Source organism: Streptomyces aureoversilis, from assembly GCF_042657885.1.
GTDB lineage: Bacteria > Actinomycetota > Actinomycetes > Streptomycetales > Streptomycetaceae > Streptomyces > Streptomyces aureoversilis.
The window spans coordinates 174,315-194,739 of the sequence record NZ_JBHSKJ010000011.1 but is presented as its reverse complement, the minus strand read 5'-3'; the positions used below and the strand labels follow the sequence as shown (position 1 = coordinate 194,739).

At 73.8% G+C, this 20,425-nt stretch carries 17 protein-coding genes; 11 read left to right on the top strand and 6 right to left on the bottom strand.

Translation table 11 applies throughout. The annotated features are described in order from the left end of the window. Positions 1-47 precede the first annotated feature (47 nt). Together ACFPP6_RS20770 and ACFPP6_RS20765 are read left to right on the top strand one after the other, a co-directional pair. Positions 48-1,925 (top strand): AMP-binding protein, encoded by a 1,878-nt coding sequence (locus ACFPP6_RS20770; RefSeq protein ID WP_382044430.1) that lies wholly within the window; start codon positions 48-50, stop codon positions 1,923-1,925. Further along, the gene (locus ACFPP6_RS20765; protein ID WP_382044429.1) at positions 1,922-3,550 is read left to right on the top strand and encodes an AMP-binding protein; all 1,629 of its coding nucleotides are present in this window, start codon (positions 1,922-1,924) and stop codon (positions 3,548-3,550) included. Before ACFPP6_RS20770 ends, ACFPP6_RS20765 begins: the two co-directional genes overlap by 4 nt. A 305-nt stretch (positions 3,551-3,855) precedes the next feature. Here the strand turns inward: ACFPP6_RS20765 and ACFPP6_RS20760 are convergent, their stop codons facing one another. From ACFPP6_RS20760 to ACFPP6_RS20745, 4 genes are all read right to left on the bottom strand, one after another. Then, positions 3,856-4,650 carry a hypothetical protein gene (locus ACFPP6_RS20760; protein ID WP_382044426.1) on the bottom strand — a complete coding sequence of 265 codons (795 nt, stop codon included), beginning with the start codon at positions 4,648-4,650 and terminating at the stop codon, positions 3,856-3,858. Between the two features lie 152 nt (positions 4,651-4,802). After that, positions 4,803-6,542: a glyoxylate carboligase gene (gene gcl, locus ACFPP6_RS20755; RefSeq protein ID WP_382044424.1), complete on the bottom strand. Its 1,740-nt coding sequence runs from the start codon at positions 6,540-6,542 to the stop codon at positions 4,803-4,805. Continuing rightward, a complete protein-coding gene (locus tag ACFPP6_RS20750) occupies positions 6,539-7,510 on the bottom strand; it encodes a 2-hydroxy-3-oxopropionate reductase (RefSeq protein WP_382044421.1) in 972 nt (323 codons plus the stop codon). The genes gcl and ACFPP6_RS20750 overlap by 4 nt, the downstream gene beginning before the upstream one ends. 479 nt (positions 7,511-7,989) lie before the next feature. After that, positions 7,990-8,817: a TIM barrel protein gene (locus tag ACFPP6_RS20745; RefSeq protein WP_382044419.1), complete on the bottom strand. Its 828-nt coding sequence runs from the start codon at positions 8,815-8,817 to the stop codon at positions 7,990-7,992. A gap of 98 nt (positions 8,818-8,915) precedes the next feature. Here ACFPP6_RS20745 and ACFPP6_RS20740 point away from each other — a divergent pair, with 98 nt between their 5' ends. From ACFPP6_RS20740 to ACFPP6_RS20700, 9 genes are all read left to right on the top strand, one after another. Next, positions 8,916-9,173 carry a hypothetical protein gene (locus tag ACFPP6_RS20740; protein ID WP_382044416.1) on the top strand — a complete coding sequence of 86 codons (258 nt, stop codon included), beginning with the start codon at positions 8,916-8,918 and terminating at the stop codon, positions 9,171-9,173. Continuing rightward, complete coding sequence (locus ACFPP6_RS20735; protein WP_382044413.1) at positions 9,170-9,559, top strand: helix-turn-helix domain-containing protein; 390 nt, start codon at positions 9,170-9,172, stop codon at positions 9,557-9,559. Before ACFPP6_RS20740 ends, ACFPP6_RS20735 begins: the two co-directional genes overlap by 4 nt. Before the next feature lie 88 nt (positions 9,560-9,647). Further along, on the top strand, positions 9,648-10,655 hold the full coding sequence (locus ACFPP6_RS20730) for a helix-turn-helix domain-containing protein (RefSeq protein WP_382044411.1): 1,008 nt from the start codon (positions 9,648-9,650) through the stop codon (positions 10,653-10,655). Between the two features lie 75 nt (positions 10,656-10,730). Then, a complete protein-coding gene (gene uraD / locus ACFPP6_RS20725) occupies positions 10,731-11,276 on the top strand; it encodes a 2-oxo-4-hydroxy-4-carboxy-5-ureidoimidazoline decarboxylase (protein ID WP_382044408.1) in 546 nt (181 codons plus the stop codon). Continuing rightward, positions 11,273-11,668, top strand: coding sequence for a hydroxyisourate hydrolase (uraH, locus tag ACFPP6_RS20720; RefSeq protein ID WP_382044405.1), 396 nt, complete (start codon positions 11,273-11,275; stop codon positions 11,666-11,668). Before uraD ends, uraH begins: the two co-directional genes overlap by 4 nt. 5 nt (positions 11,669-11,673) lie before the next feature. Then, complete coding sequence (pucL, locus tag ACFPP6_RS20715; RefSeq protein WP_382044402.1) at positions 11,674-12,615, top strand: factor-independent urate hydroxylase; 942 nt, start codon at positions 11,674-11,676, stop codon at positions 12,613-12,615. A gap of 197 nt (positions 12,616-12,812) precedes the next feature. Continuing rightward, positions 12,813-14,171: an 8-oxoguanine deaminase gene (locus tag ACFPP6_RS20710; RefSeq protein WP_382044609.1), complete on the top strand. Its 1,359-nt coding sequence runs from the start codon at positions 12,813-12,815 to the stop codon at positions 14,169-14,171. Positions 14,172-14,877: 706 nt separating this feature from the next. After that, on the top strand, positions 14,878-16,284 hold the full coding sequence (locus ACFPP6_RS20705; protein WP_382044399.1) for a nucleobase:cation symporter-2 family protein: 1,407 nt from the start codon (positions 14,878-14,880) through the stop codon (positions 16,282-16,284). A gap of 167 nt (positions 16,285-16,451) precedes the next feature. Beyond that, positions 16,452-17,903 carry a YfcC family protein gene (locus tag ACFPP6_RS20700; protein ID WP_382044606.1) on the top strand — a complete coding sequence of 484 codons (1,452 nt, stop codon included), beginning with the start codon at positions 16,452-16,454 and terminating at the stop codon, positions 17,901-17,903. A gap of 4 nt (positions 17,904-17,907) precedes the next feature. Here ACFPP6_RS20700 and aceB read toward each other — a convergent pair whose 3' ends face one another. Further along, the gene (aceB, locus tag ACFPP6_RS20695; protein WP_382044397.1) at positions 17,908-19,524 is read right to left on the bottom strand and encodes a malate synthase A; all 1,617 of its coding nucleotides are present in this window, start codon (positions 19,522-19,524) and stop codon (positions 17,908-17,910) included. Between the two features lie 151 nt (positions 19,525-19,675). Beyond that, positions 19,676-20,275 carry a nucleotidyltransferase family protein gene (locus ACFPP6_RS20690; RefSeq protein WP_382044394.1) on the bottom strand — a complete coding sequence of 200 codons (600 nt, stop codon included), beginning with the start codon at positions 20,273-20,275 and terminating at the stop codon, positions 19,676-19,678. Positions 20,276-20,425 lie beyond the last annotated feature (150 nt).

Sequence of the window (20,425 nt, the reverse complement as noted above, 5' to 3'; positions counted from 1 at the left end):
ATGCTAACCGTGCGGGCCCGCGATGCGCCCCGCAATCTGGAGGACACGTGACGTCATCGAAGCCGGGGAACGCGGGGGATGCCGCCGGAGTGCCGGGCTCCGCCGCGGAGTTCCGCGCCGCCCGGGACTTCCTGCTCGCGCACCGCGAGGACTGGCAGGCCGCGTACGAGGGCTTCGCCTGGCCCCGCCCCGCGGAGTTCAACTGGGCGCTGGACTGGTTCGACGCCGTCGCCGAGGGCAACGGCCGCACCGCCCTGTGGATCGCCGAGGAGGACGGGACCGGGGTCAGGCTGTCCTTCGACGACCTGCGCCGCCGCTCGAACCGGGTCGCCAACTGGCTGCGCGCGCAAGGCGTGCGCGCCGGCGACCGGATCCTCGTCATGCTCGGCAACCAGGCCGAGCTGTGGGAGACCGCGCTGGCCGCGATGAAGCTGCGCGCCGTGGTCATCCCGGCAACCCCGCTGCTGGGCACCGCCGACCTCGTCGACCGCGTCGAGCGCGGCCGGGTCTCCCACGTGCTCGTACGGGCCGAGGACACGGCCAAGTTCGCGGACGTGCCGGGTTCCTACACCCGGATCGCGGTCGGGGAGCCGGCAGGGGGACGGTCAGGGGACCGGGCGGAGGAGCGGCCTGCGGAGGGGGCGGACGACCGGAATCGGACTGACGACCGGAACCGTACGAGCGGCGACCGAGCCCGTACGAGCGATGACCGACCCCTTACAGGCGACGAGCGCCCTCGTACGAGCGACAACCGAGCTCGTGCAGACACCTGGATCCCCTACGCCGGTGCCACCCACGCCGACGACACCTTCACCCCCGACGGCCCCACCCGCGCCGACGACCCCCTCCTCCTCTACTTCACCTCCGGCACCACCGCCCGCCCCAAGCTCGTCGAACACACCCACATCTCGTACCCCGTGGGCCATCTGACGACCATGTACTGGATCGGGCTCCGGCCCGGCGACGTCCACCTCAACATCTCCTCGCCCGGCTGGGCCAAGCACGCCTGGTCCAGCCTCTTCGCCCCCTGGAACGCCGAAGCCACCGTCTTCGTGCACAACTACACCCGCTTCGACCCCGCCCGCCTCATGGCCGAGATGGACCGGGCGGGCGTGACGAGCTTCTGCGCCCCGCCGACCGTGTGGCGGATGCTCATCCAGGCCGACCTCGGCGGGCTGCGCACCCCGCCCCGCGAGGCCGTGGCGGCGGGCGAGCCCCTCAACCCCGAGGTCATCGAGACCGTACGGCGGGCCTGGGGCGTGACGATCCGCGACGGCTTCGGGCAGACCGAGACGACCGTGCAGATCGCCAACCCGCCCGGCCAGCCGCTGAAGGTCGGCTCCATGGGCCGCCCCAGCCCCGGCTTCTCCGTCGTCCTCCTCGACCCCGGCACGGGCGAACCGGCCGCCGAGGGCGAGATCGCCCTCGACCTGTCCGCGAGCCCGGTCGGCGTGATGACGGGCTACGCCGGCGACCCGGAGCGCACTGCCGAGGTCATGGCCGGCGGCTACTACCGCACCGGCGACATCGGATCCCGCGACGCCGACGGGTACATCACCTACGTGGGCCGGAGCGACGACGTGTTCAAGTCCAGCGACTACAAGGTGTCCCCGTTCGAGCTGGAGAGCGCGCTCCTGGAGCACGAGGCCGTCGCCGAGGCCGCGGTCGTGCCCGCTCCCGACCCGCTGCGGCTCTCCGTGCCCAAGGCGTACGTCGTCCTCGCCGAGGGCTGGGAGCCCGGCCCCGGGACCGCCAAGGCCCTGTTCGCCCACTCGCGGGCCGTGCTCGCCCCGTACAAGCGCATCCGGCGCCTGGAGTTCGCCGAGCTGCCCAAGACCGTGTCCGGCAAGATCCGCCGCATCGAACTGCGCGAGCGCACCGCGCGCGGCGGCGGAGACGAGTACCGAGAGGAAGACCACCGGTGACCACACCCTCGTACGCGGCCGGGAGCACCTCGATCCCGCTGATCGACGACACCATCGGCGCCGATCTCGCGTTCACCATCGAGCGCTTCGGCGACCGCGACGCCCTCGTCGACGTCCCCGGCGGACGCCGCTGGACCTACGCCGAGTTCGGGCGGGCCGTCGAGGAGATCGCCCTGGGGCTGCTGGCCAAGGGGGTGGCCAAGGGCGACCGCGTGGGCATCTGGGCGGTCAACTGCCCCGAGTGGGTCATGGTCCAGTACGCCACGGCGCGCGTCGGCGCGATCATGGTCAACATCAACCCGGCCTACCGCGTCCACGAACTGGGCTACGTGCTGCGCCAGGCCGGCATCGGCGTGCTCGTCGCCTCCGTCGAGCACAAGGCCAGCGACTACCGCCGCATGGTCGAACAGGTCCGGGCCGACTGCCCCGCGCTGCGCGACGTCGTCTACATCGACGACCCCACCTGGGCGGGCCTCGTCGGGGCCGGGGAGACCGTGCCGCGCGAGCGGCTCGCCGAGCGCGAGGCGCAGCTGAGCTGCCACGACCCGGTCAACATCCAGTACACCTCCGGGACCACGGGCTTCGCCAAAGGCGCCACCCTCTCCCACCACAACATCCTCAACAACGGCTACTTCGTGGGCGAGCTCCTCGGCTACACCGAGGCCGACCGGGTCTGCCTGCCCGTGCCCTTCTACCACTGCTTCGGCATGGTCATGGGCAATCTCGCCGTCACCAGCCACGGCGCCTGCGCCGTCATCCCGTCCCCGGCCTTCGACGCCACCGCCGCCCTGCACGCCGTCGAGCGCGAGCGCTGCACCTCCCTCTACGGCGTCCCCACCATGTTCATCGCCGAGCTGGAGCTGCCCGACTTCGCCACGTACGACCTCTCCTCGCTGCGCACCGGCATCATGGCCGGCTCGCCGTGCCCGACCGAGGTGATGAAGCGGGTCATGGGCGAGATGCACATGTCCGAGGTGGCCATCTGCTACGGCATGACCGAGACCTCGCCGGTCTCCACCCAGACCCGGCGCGGCGACGACATCGCGCGGCGCACCGGCACCGTCGGCCGGGTGCTGCCGCACATCGAGGTGAAGGTCGTCGACCCGGAGACGGGGGAGACCGTCGGCCGCGGCGAGCCGGGCGAGCTGTGCACGCGCGGCTATTCGGTGATGCTCGGCTACTGGGACGAGCCGGAGCGCACCGCGGAGGCCGTCGACGCCGAGCGCTGGATGCACACCGGCGACCTCGCCGTGATGGACGAGGACGACTACGTGCGGATCGTCGGCCGCATCAAGGACATGATCATCAGGGGCGGGGAGAACGTCTACCCGCGGGAGATCGAGGAGTTCCTCTACACCCACCCCAAGATCTCCGACGTGCAGGTCATCGGGGTGCCCGACGAGAAGTACGGCGAGGAGATCATGGCCTGCGTGATACTCCGCGACCCCGAGCGGCCGCTCAGCCACGACGAGCTCGTCCGCTTCTGCCGCGGCCGGCTCGCGCACTACAAGATCCCGCGCTATCTGCGGATCCTGGAGGCCTTTCCCATGACGGTCAGCGGCAAGGTGCGCAAGGTGGAGCTGCGAGAGCAGGCGAGCGCGGGGCTCACGGCGGCGGAGGCCTGACGGCGGTGGAGGCTTGACCGGGGCGAAGGCCTGATGGCGGCGGAGGCTTGACCGGGGCGGAGGGCCGACCGGGGCGGAGGGCCGGGCCGGGGCCAGGGGGCCCGGCGCCCGGCCGGTGCCTGGAGGCGGACCGGCCGGGGCGGGCGGCGAAGGACCGGTGCGTGGGCGGCCCTGAAAAGCTGGAGGGGCCCGCGATCCCCCGTATGTTTCGCGGGCCCGGTACGAAGTCTCCGCCCGCGGGCACCTAACTCGCCATCGTCCGGGCGTTGTTCAGAGGAAAAATTGAGCTTGGCGGTGCGGGCGGCTCAGGCGGGCCCGCGCTCGACGAGCTCGTCGGCCGGGCCGTTCAGCGGCTGCGGAGTGCCGGTGAGGTCCATCACGAACAGCGGAACGCGCAGGTCGTCCGCCCGGGAGCGGGCCTCGTGGGCGTATCCGGCGAGGGAGAAGAAGACGCCGGCCGCGGACTCCACCATGGCGTGCAGCCACAGGCACTCGACCGCGCGCAGCGAGGTGGGCACGGTGGACGGGTCGACCCGGGCGACGAGGGCGCCCGCGCGCAGGTCGACGCCCGCGGCCTCAGGATCTCCCGGCCGGGCGACGCCCGTGCAGCCCAGCCACGTCAGATAGCGCTCGGCGGCGGCCAGCGCGTCGTCGGCGGTCCGGATGGGCATCGGCCGGAAGGCAGGGCGTGGCGCCCCGGCTTGCTGCTCCCCGGCTTGCTGCTCCCCGGTTCCGGCACCGGGGTCGGCTCCGGCGCCGTTGTCTCCGTTCCCGTTCCCGTCACCGTCGCTGCCGCCGTCGCTGCCGCCATCCGCGGGCGCGGGTGCGGTCGCGGGCGCCGGCGAACGGACCGGCAGGCGCACCACCGTGCCGCAGGAGCAGCCGAATTCCGGCCGCGGCCACTGGTCCTGCCGGTCGCAGGAGGGGCAGCGGACGGCCACCCACGCGTCGCGCCAGGTGCGGTGCGCCAATAACTCGGGGGAGGCGTCCGCCTGCACCGGCAGCGTGAGCGGCGCACCGCACGCGCAGGGGAAGGTGGGCGGGGTGAAGGAGTGCTCGCGACGGCACGTCGGGCAGTGAACCGGCACGCTCTTGGCCATATTCGGCTCCAGCAACGGGTCCGTGAGTAGGGGTACGGGCCCATCGTCCACGATGCGGGCGCGCCGGGGGAGCGAATGCCGAAGTGGGCGGCCGCGCCCCCCGCGCCTCCCGTGTCGCCGCCGAGCGCGAGGGCGCATGCGCCCGTCGTGCGCTAGAGCTCCGGTACGGGTTCGCTCTCGCGGACGGCGTCGATGTCCGGGCCGTGCGGGGTGTCCGCCTCGCGCTCGATCATGATCTCCACCAGGACGGGCCGCGAGGTCGCGACGGCCTCCTTGCGAGCCCACTCGATCGCCGGCCGGATCTCCCCGGGTTCCGTCACCCGCCGCCCCGAACAGCCGTACGCTGTCATCAGCTTGACATGGTCCGTGCCCGTCTCGTCGTAGTGGACGTCCACCTGGTAGTTCATCCCGTAGCCGGCCGAGGCCTGGCGGATCAGGCCCAGGTACGTGTTGTTCAGCATGATCAGCACGAACGGGACGTCGTACTGCGCGGCCACCGCGAGCTCCTCCACCGTGAACTGGAAGCCGTAGTCGCCGACCACGCCGACGACCTCCTCCGCGCCCCGGCCCATGCCCTGCAGCGCCTTCTTGACGCCGATCGCGGCCGGCACCTCCCAGCCGAGCGGGCCCGCCTGCCCGCAGACCTGGTAATGGCGGGGCCGGTGGGCCTTCTGATGCTGGCCGCCCCAGATCTGGTACAGGCCGATGGCCGTGACGAACCACGTGTCCGCGCCGAAGATCTCGTTGATCTCCTTGTAGACGCGCGGCGCCTTCACGGGGACCGTGGCGAAGTCCTCGCGGCGGGTGAGCGTGCGCTTCAGCTCCCGGCAGCGCGCGGCCCACGCGCCCGGCTGCGTGCCGCGCCCGGCGCCGTACCCCGCGCGGCGGGCCTTCGCGGCGGCGAGCAGGGCGGCGAGGAACAGCTTCGCGTCGGAGACGACCCCCAGGTCCGGCTCGAAGACCTTGCCGAGCTGGGAGGGGTCGACGTCGACGTGGACGAAGGACCGCCGCCCCCGGTAGACGGAGAGGTCCGCCCCCGTGTGCCGGTCGCCGAAGCGGGCGCCGACGGCCAGGACGAAGTCCGACTCCAGGAAGGAGGCGTTGGCGTACCGCTGCGAGGTCTGGATGCCGGTGGTGCCCATGTGCAGCTCGTGGTCGTCCTCGACTGCCCCCTTGCCCATGAGCGTCACCTGGAACGGCACCCCCAGGTACTCCACCAGCTCCCGCAGCTCGTCCGCCGCCCCGGAGAGGATCACTCCGCCGCCGGCCAGGACGAGCGGCCGCTCTGCGGCCAGCAGCAGGTCGAGCGCGGCTTCCACGCGCGGCGGGTGCGGCGCGACGACGGGCACCGGCAGCCGCGTGTCCAGCGCCGGGTCGTAGCGGATCTCGCGGCGGGCCACGTCCACGGGGATGTCGATCAGTACGGGGCCGGGGCGGCCCTCGCGCGCGGTGCGGAACGCCTCCCGGAACGCCCACGGGATCTGCGCCGCCTCCTTGATCTGCACGGCGCGCTTGGTGACCGGCCGCACGATCTCCACGATGTCCACGGCCTGGAACGCCTCCTGGTGGAGCTTGGCGGAGACCGCCTGCCCGGTGATGCACACCATCGGGACGGAGTCGGCGAACGCGGTGTACAGGCCGGTGACGAAGTTGGTGCCGCCCGGGCCCGAGGTGGCGATGGCGACGCCGGGCCTGCCGTTGGTGCGCGCCCAGCCGTCGGCCATGTGCGTGGCCCCGGCCTCGTGACGGACGATCAGGTGCTCGATGCCGCCCACGGCTTCCAGCGCCTGGTACAGCGGCAGGATCGCGGCGCCGGGGCAGCCGAAGGCGACGTCCACGCCCTCGTCCTTGAGGATGTGGACCGCGGCGTGCATGGCGGGCATCGTCGTCATCGCCGCGCCCTCCCGGCCCCGGAGGCGGGCGGCTGCTGGGCGCCTGCGGGCTGCTCGGCGCCATGAGCCCGCTCGATGCCGGAGAGGCGCTCGACGCCGCGCAGCAGCGCCGAGTGGTCCAGCCCGCCGTCGCCCTGGGCGCGCGCCGCGGCCACCAGGCTCGCGACGAGCGCGCCCACCGGGACGGCGGCGCCGACCGCGCGGGCGGCGTCCGTGACGATGCCCATGTCCTTGTGGTGCAGGTCGATCCGGAAGCCCGGCGGATAGTGCCGGGAGAGGAAGTTGTGCCGCTTGCGGCTGAGCACGGCGGAGCCGGCCAGCCCGCCGCCGAGGACGTCCAGCGCGGCCTCCAGGTCCACGCCGGACTTCTCCAGGAAGATCACGGCCTCGGCGCACGCCTGGATGTTCGCGGCCACGATCAGCTGGTTGGCGGCCTTCACGGTCTGGCCGGCCCCGTGCGGGCCGCAGAGCACGACCGTCGTGCCGAGGGCGCGGAAGAGCGGCAGGGCCCGCTCGAAGTCGGCCCGCTCCCCGCCCGCCATGATCGACAGCACGCCTTCGACTGCACCGGCCTCGCCGCCGGACACGGGCGCGTCCAGAACGCGGATGCCCTTGCGGGCGGCGGCCTCCGCGAGTTCCACGGACGTCCGTGGGGTGACGGACGACATGTCCACGAACAGCGTGCCGGGCGCGGCGTGCGCGAGGACGCCGTGCTCGCCGTGCGCCACGGCTTCCACCTCCGGTGAGGCGGGAAGCATGGTGACGACGACGTCGGCGCCGCGGACGGCCGCCGCGACGGAGGCCGCGGGCGTCCCGCCCACGGCCGCGAGACGGTCGAGCCCGGCCTGTTCGAGGGTGTGGCCGGTGACCTCGTACCCGGCCTTGAGAAGGTTCGAAGCCATGGGCAGCCCCATGATCCCGAGACCGATCCACGCGACGCGGGGCAGGGAGGAGGAGGGAGAGGGCACGGGGGTTCCTTTCGGGGGGGGGAGAGGGGAGCCCGGGCCGCTGGGGGCGGCCGGGGCCGGTCGTCACGTCGGCTGCGCCGTGCACGTGCTTCCGCCGCGACGGTGACGGCCTGGAGCGCCGGGGCGCCCGGGGCTGACCATCACGTCGGCTGCGCCGAGCACTTCTTTCCGCCGCAGCGGCGAGAAACTACGACGGCGGTTTCCGGCGGTGCCGGGCCGGCCGGGGGCGTCCGGAGCACCCCCGGACGCCCGGGCCGTCCGGAGCCGGTCGCCGCACCCGTCCAGGCGGTCGAAGGCACCCCCGCTCGGGTCGGCCGGAGGGCCGGGGGTGGCCGGGGTCTGTTGCCTGTTGCCGCGTCGGCTGTGCCGGGCGTTTCCTTCCGCCGCAGCGGCGGGAAACCCCGACGGCGGCTTCCGGCGGTGCCGTACCGGCCGCACTGGCCGTACGGCGCCGGAGCGGCCCGGACGCCCGGGACGCGTCACCGCACCCCGTCCAGCCAGCCGAAGGCACCCCCGCTCGGGCCGGACGGGCGGTATTCCAGGCCCACCCAGCCTTCGTACCCGGCCTGTTCGAGGCGTTTCAGCAGCACGGGGACGTCCAGCGTCCCCGTGCCCGGTTCGCCGCGGCCCGGGGCGTCCGCCAGTTGGACGTGGCCCGTGTGGGCGGGGGCGTACGCAGTGACGGCCGCGGACGGGTCCTCGCCCGCCATCGCCACGTGGTAGAGGTCCATCAGGAACCGGGCGTTGCCGAGCCCCGAGGCCTCGTCGACCCTCGCCGCGAGCTCCACGGCGCGCGCCGAGCCGGTGACCGGGTACGCGGGGGACTCCACCGCGTTGAGCGCCTCGATCAGGAGCGTCGCGCCCACCCTGTCGGCCGCCCGCGCGGCCAGGACGAGGTTCTCCAGGGCGAGCGCGTCCTGGGCCCCGGGGTCCGCGCCCGCGACGCGGTTGCCGTACAGGGCGTTGAGCGCCGTGCACCCCAGCGAGGCCGCGAAGTCCGCCGCGACGTCGACGTTGGCGCGGAAGCGGCCGGATTCCGCCCCCGGCAGCGAGAGCGCTCCCCGGTCGGGCCCGGGCAGCCGCCCGGCGTAGAAGTTCAGGCAGACCAGCCGTGTACCGGCGTCCCGCAGCGCCCCGCGCAGCGCGTCGAGTTCGCGGGCCTCCGGCGTGGGCGTCGCGGGCCAGGGCCACCACATCTCGACGGCGCGGAAGCCCGCCGCCGCGGCCGCCGCGGGCCGTTCCAGGAGCGGCAGTTCGGTGAACAGCATCGAGAGGTTGACGGCGAAGCGGTGCCGGGGGAGAGGCATTCCACTTCACACTCCTTCCGTATCTCGGAAGTTGAATTCTGCTTTACGGAAGCGTGCTGCCGTTCCCGGTCCCTGTCAAGGCGAGTAGGTTGGCCACCGTGCGATTGCGAGTGGAGTTCACGACCGAACCGTTCGATCTCGACCAGGTGCCGCCCCACGCCGAGGCCGCCCGGGACGCCCTGCAGGGCGCCGGCCTCGACGCCGTGGACGTCGGCCCCTTCGGGAACTCCGCGGAGGGCGGCGGCGACGCCGTGCTCGCCGCCGTGCAGCAGGTGCTGAGCACGTCGCTGCGGGCCGGCGCCACGCGGGTGTCGCTGCAGGTCAGCGTGGTCGACGACGAGGCGGGGGCGCCGTGACGGGGGAGGCGGCCGCACACCCGCTGCGCGCCGCGGTCGCGCCGCTGGTCGACGCCATGGGCGGGGAGATGGTCGATCCCGAACAGGCCGCGGCGGACGACGTGATGCTGTCCTGGGAGGGGCGCGAGGTCGTCGCCGTGAGGCTGCCGCGCCTGTCCGCCTCGCTCGACCACATCCTGGCCGACCTGGAGCGCCGCCACGGCAGGCCCCTGGCCGAACTCGACCGCAGGACCAAGCAGTCGGTGGTGCGCACGCTGGAGGAGCGCGGCGCCTTCTCCTTGCGGCACGGCGTGGAGACCGTGGCCGCGGCGCTCGGCGTCAGCCGCTTCACGGTCTACAACTACCTCAATCGCGAAGGTGGTTCCGGGGGGTCCGGATCCCGATAGGCCACCGACCGGCGGGCCCGGCCGCCCGAGCCGTCCGTACCCGCCGGTACGGTAGGAGCTCCCCGAGGCCCCGAGGGAGGGTCGAGCCGTGTCCCCCGACGTCACGTGGAGCATCGGAGAGCTCGCCGAGCGCGCGGGCGTCACCGTCAAGTCCGTCCGCTTCTACTCCGACCGCGGCCTGCTGCCCGAAGCCGCCCGCAGCGGCGGCGGCCACCGCCGGTACGGCCCCGAGGCGCTCGACCGGCTCCGCCTGATCCGCTCCCTGCGCACGCTCGACGTGCCGGTCCCGGACGTCGGCCGCGTCCTCGAACGGGACGACGCGCTGGAGGACGTCGTCGCGGGCAAGCTGCGGGAACTCGGCTCGCAGCTGGCGGCCCTGCGCTGGCGGGAGGCCGCCCTCCGGCTGCTCCAGGACTGCCCGCCCGGGGAGCGCGCCGAGCGGCTGCGCCTGGTCGGGGCCGTGTCCGCCCCGCCCAGTACGGCGGCGATGGCGGCCTTCTGGCGGCGCTGGCTGCCCCCGCGGCTCCCGGCCCGGCTGGTGTCCGCGATCGTCGACGAGGCCGTGCCGCAGCCGCCCGACGACCCGACCCCGGCCCAGGTCCTGGCCTTCGCCCGGCTGCACGCCTTCACGTCCGGCCCCTGCACCGGCGGCGACCGCTGCCGGCCCGAGATCCACCGGACCGGCGAGGGCTACCGCCCCGACGTGCTCTACGACGGCGTCCGCGAGGCCTTCGCGCTGGCGTCGCCGGACCTGCGCGCGCAGCGGCCGCCGCGCCCGGGCGAGGCCCTCGACTGCTTCGTCTCGGCCCACGCCCGCGCCCGCGGCACCCGGGACACCGCCGCCTTCCGCCGCCGGCTCGGCGCCCAACTCGCCGCGGAGCCGCGCATCGACCACTACTGGCAGCTCGTCGCCGAACTGGCCTCCCCGCCGTCCGGCCCGCGCGAACCGACCCCCGGCGCCGCCCATGACTGGCTCTGCGCCGCCTTGGACGCCTCGGATACCTCAAGCGCCCTGGGCGCCTCGGACGCCTTGGACGCCTCGGATTCCCGGCCCGGGCGCGGGCCGCGGGAGCCGAGTTCTTCAACAAACTGTTGACGCGGCGTTCCGGGGGGCGTTAGCTATGCGCAGCCCGACAGCCATGCGCAGCCCGTCCCCACCACGGAGGCGCCCGTGTCTTCGAGTCCTACGCCGGGTCTCACCCGGTTCAACGCGGCCGGCGACGGCGCGGCCCGCGCCGCGCTGCACACGATCTGTGCCGGTCGCGCATGGGCGGACGCGGTCCTCGACGGGCGCCCCTACCCCACCGCCGAGGCGCTCTACGCCGCCAGCGACGCGGCGACGGCCGCACTGACCGCGGTCGGACTGGCCGAGGCCGTGGCGGCGCACCCGCCGATCGGGCGCCCGGCGCCGGGCGATCCCGCCTCCGCCCGCGAGCAGCGCGGCATGGCACAGGCCCCGCCCGGGCTCCGCGCCGAGATGCACGCGCTCAACCTGGCCTACCAGGACAAGTTCGGGCACGTCTTCCTGATCTGCGCCACCGGCCTCGACGCCGCGCACATGCTCGGCGCGATCCGCCGCCGCATCGGCAACACGCCGGAACGCGAACGCGGGATCGTGCGGGAGGAACTCGGCAGGATCAACCGCATCCGGCTGGCCCGGCTGCTGGAGGACCCGGCCGGCCCGTACGCACCCGAGCAGGAAGGAGCCCGCCCATGAGCGCCGGCGCACCGGCCGTCCCCGCCTCGCACGCCGGCTCCTCCGCGTCCGCGTCCGTGTCCACGCACGTCCTGGACACGGCCACCGGCCGCCCCGCCGAGGGAGTCGCCGTCGAGCTGTCCGCGCGGAGCGGAGCCGACGGGACCTGGACGGTGTGCGGCACCTCGGTGACCGACGCGGACGGGCGCTGCCGGGGGCTTCCGCCGCCACCGCGGGGCACGACCCACGTACGGCTCCGGTTCGACGTCGGGCCGTACGCCGCCCGGGGGAACGCCGGGCGGGAAGCGTTCTTCCCGGAGGTGGCGGTGGCCTTCGCCGTCGCGCCGGGCGAGCACCACCACGTACCGCTGCTGCTCAGTCCGTTCGGCTATTCCGTGTACCGAGGGAGCTAGCACACATGCCCACCGTTCTCGGCCAGAACCAGTACGGCAAAGCCGAAACCCGCGTCGTGCGGGTCACCCGCGACGGGCCTGTCCACCACATCAGGGACCTCAGCGTCTCCATAGCCCTCTCCGGCACCATGGACGAGGTCCACCTCTCCGGCTCCAACGCCCGCGTCCTGCCGACGGACACCACCAAGAACACCGTGTTCGCCTTCGCCAAGGAGTACGGCGTGGCCTCGCCCGAGGAGTTCGCGGCGCGGCTGGCACGCCACTTCGTCACCGGCCAGGAGTCGATACGCACCGCCCGGGTCCGCGTCGAGGAGTACGCCTGGGACCGCATCCCCACCCCCGGCCCGGCCGGGCACTCCTTCGTCCGCCGCGGCCGGGAGACCCGTACCGCGCAGGTCACCTTCGACGGCGCGGGCGGGCGGTGGCAGGTCCTCTCCGGGCTCAAGGGCCTCACGGTCATGAATACCACCGACTCCGAGTTCCACGGCTACGTCAAGGACCGCTACACCACCCTCCCCGAGACCCGCGACCGGATCCTCGCCACCGAGGTCAACGCCTGCTGGCGGCACGCCTGGGACGGTGGCGACGGCGAGGGCGGCGGTGGTGACGGGGTGGGTGACGGGGCCGCCCCGCCCGACTGGGACGGCAGCTGGGAGCGGACCCGCGGCCACCTGCTGGCCGCCTTCGCCGAGACCTACTCCCTCTCCCTGCAGCAGACCCTCTACGCCATGGGCTCACGCGCCGTCGAACACGGCCCCGGCATCGACGAGATCCGGCTCTCCCTCCCCAACAAGCACCACTTCCTGGCCGACCTCAAGCCGTTCGGCCTCGGGAACGACAACGAGGTGTACTACGCGGCCGACCGGCCCTACGGCCTCATCGAGGCCACCGTCCTGCGCGACGGCGCGGAGGCCGCCGTGCCGCAGGAGCTGACGAACCTTCCGTGAAGCGACAGCGAGGACTCACCGTGGCCGCACCCCCCGCAGGATCAGCCGACGGCACCACGCACGACGGCACCACGCACGACGTCACCACGCACGACGTCACCACGCACGACGTCACCACGCACGACGTCACCACGCACCATGGCACCACGCACCATGGCACCACGCACCATGGCACCACGCACGACGGCACCGAGCGCATCGTCATCGAGAACTGCGCGATCGCCACCGTCGACGCCGCCGACACCGAGCACGCCTCGGGCCACGTCGTCGTCGCCGGCAACCGCATCGAAGCCGTGGGCCCCGGGCCCGCGCCCGAGGGCCTCACCGGCGTCGTCCGGCGCGTCGACGGCACCGGGCACCTGGCCACCCCCGGCCTGGTCAACACCCACCACCACTTCTACCAGTGGCTCACCCGCGGCCTCGCCCAGGACTGCAACCTCTTCGACTGGCTCGTCGCCCTCTACCCCACCTGGGCCCGCATCGACGAGCCCATGGTGTACGCGGCCGCGCGCGGCTCCCTGGCGATGATGGTCCGCGGCGGCGTCACCACAGCGATGGACCACCACTACGTCTTCCCCAAGGGCGCCGGCGACCTCCTCGGCGCCGAGATCCGCGCGGCCCGCGAGACGGGCGTCCGTTTCCACCCCACGCGCGGCTCGATGGACCTCGGCGCCTCCGACGGCGGGCTGCCGCCCGACTTCGCCGTCGAGACCACCGAGGCGGCGCTCGCCGCCACCGAGGAGGCCGTCGACGCCCACCACGACCCCGCCTTCGACTCCATGCTGCGGATCGGCGTCGCGCCCTGCTCACCCTTCTCCGTCACCACCGAGCTGCTGCGCGAGGCCGCCGCGCTCGCCCGGCGCAAGGGCGTGCGCCTGCACACGCACGGCTCCGAGACCGTCGAGGAGGAGCAGTACTGCAAGGAGAAGTTCGGCATGGGCCCGACGGACTACTTCGAGTCCACGGGCTGGCTCGGCGACGACGTGTGGATGGCCCACTGCATCCACATGGACGACGCCGACATCGCGGCCTTCGCCCGCACCGGCACGGGCGTCGCCCACTGCCCCTCATCCAACGCCCGGATCGCGGCCGGCACCGCCCGGGTGCCCGACCTGCTGCGGGCCGGCGTGCCCGTCGGCCTCGGCGTCGACGGCACCGCGTCCAACGAGTCCGGCGAGCTGCACACCGAGCTGCGCAACGCCCTGCTCGTCCACCGGCTGGCCGGCGGCGAGAAGGCGCTGAACGTCCGTCAGGCGCTGCGGCTCGGCACGTACGGCGGCGCGCAGGTCCTCGGCCGGGCGGACGGCATCGGCTCGCTGGAACCGGGCAAGCTCGCCGACCTGGTGCTGTGGAAGCTCGACGGGCTCGGCCACTCGAGCATCGCCGACCCCGTCGCCGCGCTCGTCCTCGGCGCCCCCGCGCCCGTCACCCTCTCCCTCGTCAACGGCCGGCCCGTGGTCGAGGACGGCCGGCTCGTGACCGTCGACGAGGACGAGGTGGCCCGCGGGGCGCGCGAGCAGTCCCGCCGCCTGGCGTCGATCGCCGCCGCCCCCTGAACCCCCGGCCGAGGGGGACGGCCCTCGGCCGGGCCTCTCCACCTCGGGCGGCGTACCAGCGGGATCGGGTGGGCCCTTCCACCGCGACGGTGACCGGCTGTCGCGGCGCTTCCCGGCGATGCCGAGCCCGCCTGGGGGTTCGTAGGGCACCGCCGGGCTCCGCCATGGTGGTTGCGCGCCGTGGCGGCGGTTTCAAGGGCCCGGGCCGGTCCCTTGACCCGGCTGGTGGAGGGCGGGCGGGCCCCGTGCCTCTTCTTCCGCCGCGACGGTGATCGGCCGTCGTGGTGGTTTCCGGCGATGCCGAGGGTGCCTGGGGTTCGTAGGGCACCGCCGGGCTCCGCCGTGGTGGTTGCGCGCCGTGGCGGCGGATTCAAGTGGAGGGCCGGGCCGGCTCCTTGGCCCGGCTGGTGGAGGGCGGGGCCGCGGCCTCTCCCTTCCGCCGCGACGGTGATCGGCCGTCGCGGTGGTTTCCGGCGGTGCCGAGCGTGCCTGAGGCTCGTACGGCATCGCCGGGGTTCGCCGTCGTGGCTGTGCGCTGTGGCGGCGGGTTCGAGCGGCCGGGCTGGGCCGGTCCCTTGACCCGGCTGGTGGAGGGCGGGGCCGTGCCCCGCCCATCCGCCGTGGTGGCGGAGCCGAAGGCCTGGGGCGGCCGTGGGTTCGAGGGTGGTCGACCCACCCGCGCAAGCGCGAGCGAAGGAGGCACGTCGTGGTCGTGGACGAAGCCGGGAGCACCCGTGGCGAGGAGGGCGTTCACCCGGTCGACGAGGTGCTCCGGCCGGGGCGGCTGCTGGCCGGTGGGCTGCAGCACGTGGCCGCCAGCTACGCCGGCGTCGTCGCCCCGCCGCTGGTCCTCGGCGCGTACCTGGGGCTCTCCCCGGCCCGGACGACCTTCCTCGTGGGCGCGGCCCTCTTCACGGCGGGCATGGCGACCCTGCTCCAGACCATCGGGTTCTGGAAGGTCGGGGCGCGGATGCCCTTCGTCAACGGGGTCTCGTTCGCGGGGGTCGCGCCCATGATCGCCGTGGCCGACGCCCAGGCCGACAAGGCGGACGCCCTGCCCGTCATCTTCGGCGCCGTGATGGTGGCCGGGGCCCTGGGCTTCGTCCTGGCGCCCTGGTTCTGCAAGCTCGTCCGCTTCTTCCCGCCGCTGGTGAGCGGCACCGTCATCACCCTGATAGGCCTGACCCTCCTGCCGGTGGCCTTCGGCTGGATCCAGGGCGGCGACCCGGGCCGGCCGGCCACGCCGACGGGACTCGGCCTGGCCACGGCCACCCTCGTGATCGTCCTCGTGCTGCGCCGCGTACTGCGGGGTTTCCTGCGGCAGATCGCGATCCTGCTGGGGCTGGCGGCGGGCACGCTGATCGCCGTCCCCGTGGGGGCGGTCGACTTCGGGCCCGCGGCGCACGCCCGCCTCGTCGGTTTCCCGTCGCCGTTCCACTTCGGGGCCCCGCAGTTCACGCTCCCGGCGATCGTGTCGATGTGCGTGCTCATGCTGGTGTGCATGACGGAGAGCACCGCCGACATGCTGGCGCTCGGCCAGGTGGTGGGCCGCCCGGCGGACGAGCGGACGATAGCGCGCGGCCTGCGCGCGGACACGCTCGGCACCGCCGTCAGCCCGGTCTTCAACGGCTTCGCCAACAGTGCGTTCGCGCAGAACATCGGCCTGGTGGCGATCACCCGCGTACGCAGCCGCTTCGTGGTCGCCGCGTGCGGGGGGATGTTCGTCCTGCTCGGTCTGAGTCCCGCCTTCGCCTCGCTCATCGCGGTCGTGCCGCGACCGGTGCTGGGCGGTGCGGGCATCGTGCTGTTCGGCACGGTCGCGGCCAGCGGCATCCAGGTCCTGCTCGGTGCCGGTCTCGACAAGGGGGACAACCTGCTGGTGGCGGCGGCCTCGCTGGGCATCGGCACGATACCGGTGGTCTCGCGGACGTTCTACGACGGCGCCGGAGTCCCCGAGACGCTGCGGACGCTCCTGGACTCGGGGGTGAGCGCGGGCTGTCTGACCGCGGTGGTGCTCAACCTCGCCTTCAACCACTTGGGGAAGCGGCGGCGTGACGGGCCGTCACCGGATCCGGATCCCGAGCCGGAGCCGTCGCCTGTGCGTGGCGACTAGGGCCGGACACCGCGTTTCGCGACAATAAGGTCAAATTGACCACCCTCAGTGCGGAGAGGGGTTCCGTCGTGGACGCGGAAGCCGAGGACGCAGCACCCGGCGGGCCCGACGCACCCGGCGGGACCGAAGCGCCGGGCGGGCGCCGGGGCTTCGTCTTCCCCAGCGCGCTGACCGTCCTCGCGGCCGTGACGATCGCCGTCTGGATCCTGACCTTCGTCATCCCCGCCGGCACCTACGAGCGCAACGCCGACGGCCGCCCGGTCCAGGGCACCTACCACCACGAGGCCGCCCCCGGCGGCTTCGTGCACCGGCTCGGCGACCTCTTCCTCGCCCCCGTCAACGGCCTCTACGGCATCCGCGACACCGGCACCGGCGCGGTGGCCCCCGACGCGGTCGGCGCGCTCTACGGCAGCGCGGGCGTCTTCCTCTTCGTCCTCGCGATCGGCGCGTTCATCACCGTCGTCTTCGCCACCGGCGCCCTGGACCGCGGCATCGAGCGCCTCGCCCACCGGCTGCGCACCCGCGGCGCCCTGCTGATCGCCGGCGTGATGACCGTCTTCTCGCTGCTGGGCACCGTCGAGGGCTTCGCCGAGGAGACCCTCGGCTTCTACGGGCTGATCGTGCCCCTGATGCTCGCGCTCGGCTACGACCGGATGGTCGCCACGGGCACGATCATCCTCGGCGCGGGCGTCGGCGTGCTCGCCTCGACCGTCAACCCCTTCTCCACGGGCGTGGCCTCCTCGGCCGCCGACGTCTCGCTGGGCGACGGCATCGCCCTGCGCTCCGCCATGTGGATCGTCCTGACGGCCGTCACCATCGGCTACGTCCTGCGGTACGCGCACCGGGTGCGCACCGCCCCGGACCGCTCCCTGACGGGCTTCCTGCCCGGGGACCGGGAACTGGCGGCGGAGGCCGCCGCGGAGCCGCCGGAGCTGACGGGGCTGCAGAAGGCCGTGCTCGTGGCGGTGACCCTGGTCTTCGCCTTCATGATCTTCTCGGTGATCCCCTGGGCGAGCGCCCTGACCGGCGAGGCCGACGCCACCCCGTACGCGTGGGAGCTGGGCTGGTCCTTCGCCCAGCTGGCGGCGCTGTTCATCGTCGCCGCCGTGCTGATCGGGCTGCTGGCCCGGCTGGGCGAACAGCGGCTGAGCGCCACGATCGTGCAGGGCGCGGCCGACTTCATCGCCCCCGCCCTGGTCATCGTCCTCGCCCGCGGCGTCACGGTGGTGATGACGAACGCGAAGATCATCGACACGGTGCTGCACACCGTCGAGAGCACCGTCTCCGGCACGCCCGCCGCGGTCTTCGCGATCCTCGTCTACGTCGTCAACCTCCCGCTGGCCTTCCTCATCCCCTCGACCTCCGGCCACGCCACCCTCGCCATGCCCGTCCTCGCCCCGCTCGCCGACTTCGCGGGCGTCCCGCGCTCCGTGGTGGTCACGGCCTGGCAGTCGGCGAGCGGCGTGATGAACCTGTGGGTGCCGACCACCGCCGTCGTCATGGGCGGGGTGGCGCTGGCGAAGGTCGGCTACGACAAGTACTTGCGCTTCGTCTGGCCGCTGCTGGTGCTCCTGTCGGTGCTGATCTGCGGCTTCGTCGCGCTGGGTGCCTTGGTGTGAGGCGTCAGTCCAGCAGCTCGTAGGCGGGCAGCGTGAGGAACTCCGCGTAGTCCTCGTCCAGGGCGACCTTCAGCAGCAGGTCGTGGGCCTGCTGCCACTTGCCGGCCGCGAACGCCTCCTCGCCCTCCGCCTCGCGGATCGCGGCGAGCTCCTCGGCGGCGACCGCGCGGACGAGGCCGGCCGTGACCTTCTCGCCGTTGTCGAGGACGACCCCGGCCGCGGTCCACTGCCAGATCTGCGAGCGCGAGATCTCGGCGGTGGCCGCGTCCTCCATCAGGTTGAAGATGGCGACGGCGCCCAGGCCGCGCAGCCACGCCTCGATGTAGCGCGTGCCGACGGCCACGGCGTTGCGCAGGCCCGCGAAGGTCGGGCGGGCGTCGAGCGAGTCCACGGCGATGAGCTGACCGGCCGTCACGCGGACGTCCTCGCGCAGCCGGTCCTTCTGGTGCGGGCGGTCGCCGAGGACCGCGTCGAAGGAGGCGCGGGCGACGGGCACGAGGTCGGGGTGGGCGACCCACGAGCCGTCGAAGCCGTCCCGCGCCTCGCGGTCCTTGTCGGCCCGGACCTTCTCGAACGCGGCCTCGTTGACCGCGGGGTCCTTGCGCGAGGGGATGAACGCGGCCATCCCGCCGATGGCGTGCGCGCCGCGCCGGTGGCACGTGCGCACCAGGAGATCGGTGTAGGCGCGCATGAACGGGGCCGTCATCGTCACGGCGTTGCGGTCGGGCAGCACGAACCGGGCGCCGCCGTCGCGGAAGTTCTTGATGAGGGAGAAGAGGTAGTCCCAGCGGCCGGCGTTGAGGCCGGAGGCGTGGTCGCGCAGTTCGTAGAGGATCTCCTCCATCTCGTACGCGGCGGTGATCGTCTCGATCAGCACGGTGGCGCGGACGGTTCCCCGCGGCAGGCCCGCGTACTCCTGGGCGAAGACGAAGACGTCGTTCCAGAGGCGGGCCTCCAGGTGCGACTCGGTCTTGGGGAGGTAGAAGTACGGGCCCTTGCCGAGACCGAGCAGGCGGTGGGCGTTGTGGAAGAAGTACAGGCCGAAGTCGACCAGGGCGCCGGGCACGGGGCGGCCGTCCACGGTGACGTGGCGCTCGTCCAGGTGCCAGCCGCGCGGGCGGACGACGACGGTCGCGAGCTCGGCGGCGGGCCGCAGCGCGTACGCCTTGCCCCGGGCGTCGGTGAAGTCGATGCGGCGCTCGAACGCGTCGATCAGGTTGAGCTGGCCCAGGACCACGTTCTCCCACGTGGGCGCGGAGGCGTCCTCGAAGTCCGCGAGCCATACGCGGGCGCCGGAGTTGAGGGCGTTGACCGTCATCTTGCGGTCCGTCGGGCCGGTGATCTCCACCCGGCGGTCCTCCAGGGCGGGCGGCGCGGGGGCGACGCGCCAGGAGGGGTCCTCGCGGACCGCGCGGGTTTCGGCGAGGAAGTCCAGCGTGCCGGTGCGGGCGATCCCGGCGCGGCGCTCCGCCCGGAGGGCGAGGAGCTCGTCGCGGCGGGGCGTGAAGCGGCGGTGCAGCTCGGCGACGAAGGCGAGCGCGGGCTCCGTGAGGACCTCCTCCTGCCGCTCCAGGGGCCGGGCGGTGACGGTGGCCGGGGAGGACGGAGCTGGTGCGGACATGGGTGGTCACTCCCTCTGCAGTGGTTGTTTTCCGGAGGCTAGTTTCCTCATGGTGGAAGTTCAATGGGGCAGGGTGGGACGGTGGTTGCCGGACGGCGGGTTTCGGCGGGCCGCCCCTCGGTCCACGTGCCGCCTCGGTCCACGGGCCGCCTCAGCCCAGCAGCCGCAGGTCCTCCGGCGTGTCCACGTCCTCCGGCCCCGCCACGTCCCCGCACTCCACGAGCGTCACGGCCGCGGCGTGCTCGCGCAGGTACGTGCGGGCGCCGCGGTCGCCCGTCGCCGCGCGGGCGACGCCCTCCCAGTGCGGGCGCGCGAACAGCACCGGGTGGCCGCGCTCGCCGCCGTACGAGGCCGCGGCGAGCTGCGCGCCCGAACGGTGCGCGGCCAGCACGCGGGACACCGCCGCGGCGCCGACGCGCGGCTGGTCGACGAGGGTGACGAGCACGGCCCCCGCGTCCGAGGCGGCGGCCGCCGCGAGGCCCGCCCGGAGCGACGAGCCCATGCCGTCCGGCCAGCCGGGGTTGTCCACCAAGGTGCAGTGGGTGAGCTCGGCGTGTACGCGCACGTCCGCGGCCGCGGCGCCCAGCACCACGTACACCGGTGCGCAGCCTGCCTCGCGCAGGGCCCGCGCCGCGTGCTCCACGAGCGGGCGGCCGTGCAGACCGAGCAGGGCCTTGGGACGCCCGCCCAGGCGCCGTCCGCCGCCCGCGGCGAGCAGCAGACCGGCGACCGGGGGTGAGGTGGCTGTCATGGCCCCTGCATACCGCATTGCTGACGACAGTGCGACGGGCGACCGGCCATCACCCGTGCGTGCGACCTCCGGACTGCATTTCGCTGTGCGTATGGCGCTCTGTACGGAAAGTGGCGTTAACTGATCCGCGCGAGCGCGTGGGAGGGGGAG